The sequence below is a fragment of the Nostoc sp. genome (assembly GCF_054880495.1).
In genome coordinates, this window is record NZ_JBTYKD010000130.1 from 1 (window position 1) to 3,391 (window position 3,391).

Annotated in this window: 2 protein-coding genes; one reads left to right on the forward strand and one right to left on the reverse strand. The window is 47.7% G+C overall.

Going from position 1 to position 3,391, the window contains the following annotated elements:
• Positions 1-174 precede the first annotated feature (174 nt).
• Positions 175-1,908: an alpha/beta hydrolase gene (locus ACYTXL_RS13885; protein ID WP_461925263.1), complete on the forward strand. Its 1,734-nt coding sequence runs from the start codon at positions 175-177 to the stop codon at positions 1,906-1,908.
• A 221-nt stretch (positions 1,909-2,129) separates the two neighbouring features.
• Here the strand turns inward: ACYTXL_RS13885 and ACYTXL_RS13890 are convergent.
• On the reverse strand, positions 2,130-3,391 hold a 1,262-nt coding region (locus ACYTXL_RS13890), incomplete at its 5' end, for a WD40 repeat domain-containing protein (RefSeq protein ID WP_461925264.1).

Here is a 3,391-nt window from a genome sequence, read left to right on the forward strand (position 1 = left end):
GGGCGACACGAGAGCCCAGTAACCAAAGGCTCTCGTGTCGCCCACCCCACAATAAATAGTTGGACATTTTTTTATTTGGAAGTCCCTTACAAAACTCCAAAAGCCGAAAATTCCTAGTGTGATAGTTTAGGGTGGGTAATGTGGGTTACAGGGGTTTTACAGTGGGTTTTTCTAATGAAAAAATTTTTGAGATACCTGGGTTTAGGTTTATTATCTACGTTTTTCACTGCTACTCCCGGATTGGGAGCTGAACGCATTAGTTTTTATTACCCTCCCTTCGGCGAATTCTACTTATCCGTGGACTCGCTAGAAACTTTTGCTAAAGAAGGCAAAATCGATCAGGATTTTTCATTTTATGCTAATCGTGCTACTCCTCAACAACTCGCTCAACTGCGGGATCTACTCCAGCAACGCTTCAATGTCACTCCTACACTAGTATCTCAAGTTACCTACTCACCTATAGGCGAGCAGCTGATGCAACAGCTGGGAAAATTACTGCTCACTCAGTCTCGAAAGAACGGCTTCTATGCTATACGTGCCTCTTTGATTTTGGCTGCTGCTGATCAAAAGGGTTTAACAGTTGTGAATTTGCTGCGGAAATTTCCTAGCAATACTATACGGGTGAATTTCACGCAAGGGCTAAAGATAGTCGATGACTTGTCACAATTGCTCAAAAAGAAGGATGAAGTTGTTGCCTCTATTGAAAAAGAAGCGATCGCTCAAGCGGCCAATTCAACTACTGACTTCTTCCAACTGCCAGATTTGCGATCGCCAGGAAAATTCCGCTGGGATAAAAAAACCTTCGAGTTAAATGACGTTTCTCGCTCACGCCGTTTACCCGTGGATATCTATGTGCCTGCAACTCAAAACTCACAACGGGCTAAACGCCCCGCTACCGCTAACACAACTCAGAACTCTCTGTCGCCTCCCTTTCCCCTAATTGTAATTTCTCATGGCGTTGCCTCAGACCGCTCTACCTTTGTCTACCTAGCTCAACATCTAGCATCCTATGGTTTTGCCGTTGCTGTACTGGAACACCCTGGTAGTAATGCCAAACGCTTTCAGCAATACTTTGCGGGTTTGGCAGGTCCGCCAGACGCAGCAGAATTTATCAACCGACCTTTGGATATTAAGTATCTACTCGATGAACTCGAACGACTGGAAAAATCCGATCCTACCCTCCAAGGAAAACTCAATTTTGAGCAAGTTGGGGCGATTGGTCAATCCTTGGGGGGTTATACTGTTTTGACTCTAGCAGGAGCAAAGATTAACTTTAAGCAACTCCGCCAAGACTGTAATCCTAATAATTCATCCTTTAATTTGTCGTTGGCTTTGCAGTGTCAAGCAATTGAGTTACCCCCGAAAAATTACCAACTCAAAGATGATCGCATCAAGGCCATTATTGCGATTAATCCCATTGACAGTTCAATTTTGGGTGAGGGCGGAATAAGTCAAATTAAAATTCCGATAATGCTGGTAGCAGGTAGTCAAGATATTTTCGCCCCACCCGTATCTGAGCAAATTCGCCCCTTTACCTGGCTTTCTCAGCCCAATAAATACCTAGCTTTGATCGAAAACGCCACCCACTTTTCGGTGATCGGAGAATCTACTTCTAAAAACAATGTGTTACCTGTGCCACCTGCCTTGCTAGGCCCCGATCGTGCTCCTGTTTATTCCTATCTCAAAGCTCTGAGCGTCGCTTTTTTGGAAACCCATCTCCTGAACCGCCTTGAATACGGCTCCTATTTGCAGCCTTCCTATGCTCAATTCATCAGTAAAGAGCCGCTTAATCTCAGTCTTTTACAATTCTTGTCAGCAGATCAATTCAATCAAATTTGGAATGGATCAATTCCCCCATCAGTCAAACCATCAAAACCTCAACCTACCCCTATCCCTACCCATCCGTGAAAGATTAAGATAAAGGGCCTTTTGTCAATCAGCTAAAATACTCAGATATTATTATAAAAAGCGATACCTACGATAAGCTAGGCTAACGTATTCTATTTTCCCTGCAAATGTAGTAAAAAAATATCCAACTATTTATTGTGGGGTGGGCGTCTCGCCTTTGGTTACTGGGCGGGCGAGACGCCCACCCCACAAGTAGTAGTAATTTATTTCTTGGAAGTCCCTTACCCCTGTACTTTACTCCAAACATATTTACGGCAGACTTCACAAGCAGCTTTTGCTTCCTCTGTTTGCGGATCGGTGAAGATGGGATGGAAACGTAACCTGTCACAACAGACTTGCAACCATGCACGCCAGTCACCGCGCCACAACCGCACAGTACCATCTTCACCGCCACTAATAATCGTCTGCCCATCGGCGCTAATCGCCACAGAATAGACCCAACCCTGATGACCACGCAATGGTTCCGCTAGGGGAAGACCTTGGTGGTTCCACAACCGCACCGTGCCGTCATCACCGCCACTAACAATCGTCTGCCCATCTGCGCTGATGGCGACAGACATAACATAACCCTCATGACCACGCAATGGTTCAGCTAAGGTTAGACCTTGATCATTCCACAACCGCACCGTGCCGTCAGTACCACCACTGACAATGGTCTGTCCATCGCCGCTGATGGCGACAGAATAGACCCAACCCTGATGACCACCCAACGGTTCAACTAAAAGAAGACCTTGGTGGTTCCATAACCTCACCGTACCATCACTACCGCCACTGACAATCGTCTGCCCATCGGCGCTGATGGCGACACAATAGACATCACCCTGATGACCACGTAACGGTTCAACTAAAAGAAGACCTTGGTGGTTCCATAACCTCACCGTGCCGTCACTACCGCCACTGACAATCGTTTGCCCATCGGCGCTGCTAGCGACAGAATAGACCCAACCCTCATGGCCACCCAATGGTTCAACTAAAAGAAGACCTTGGTGGTTCCACAACCGCACCTTGCCGTCAGTACCGCCACTAACAATCGTCTGCCCATCGGCGCTGCTAGCGACAGAATAGACCCAACCCTCATGACCACGCAATGGTTCAACTAAGGGCAGACCTTGGTGGTTCCACAACCGCACCGTACCGTCAGTACCGCCGCTAACAATCGTCTGCCCATCGGCGCTGTTTGCATCGCGTTGCCTAGCAATGGCAACAGACCTGACATTACCCTCATGACCACGCAATGGTTCAACTAAGGGCAGACCTTGGTGGTTCCACAACCGCACGGTGTCGTCAGTACCGCCACTGACAATCGTCTGCCCATCGGCGCTGATGGCGACAGAATAGACCCAACCCTCATGACCATGCAATGGTTCAGCCAAAGGAAGACCTTGACGGTTCCACAACTGCACTGTCTGGTCATCACCGCCACTGACAATCGTCTGCCCATCGGCGCTGATCGCCACAGATAAGACAACACCCTGATGACCAC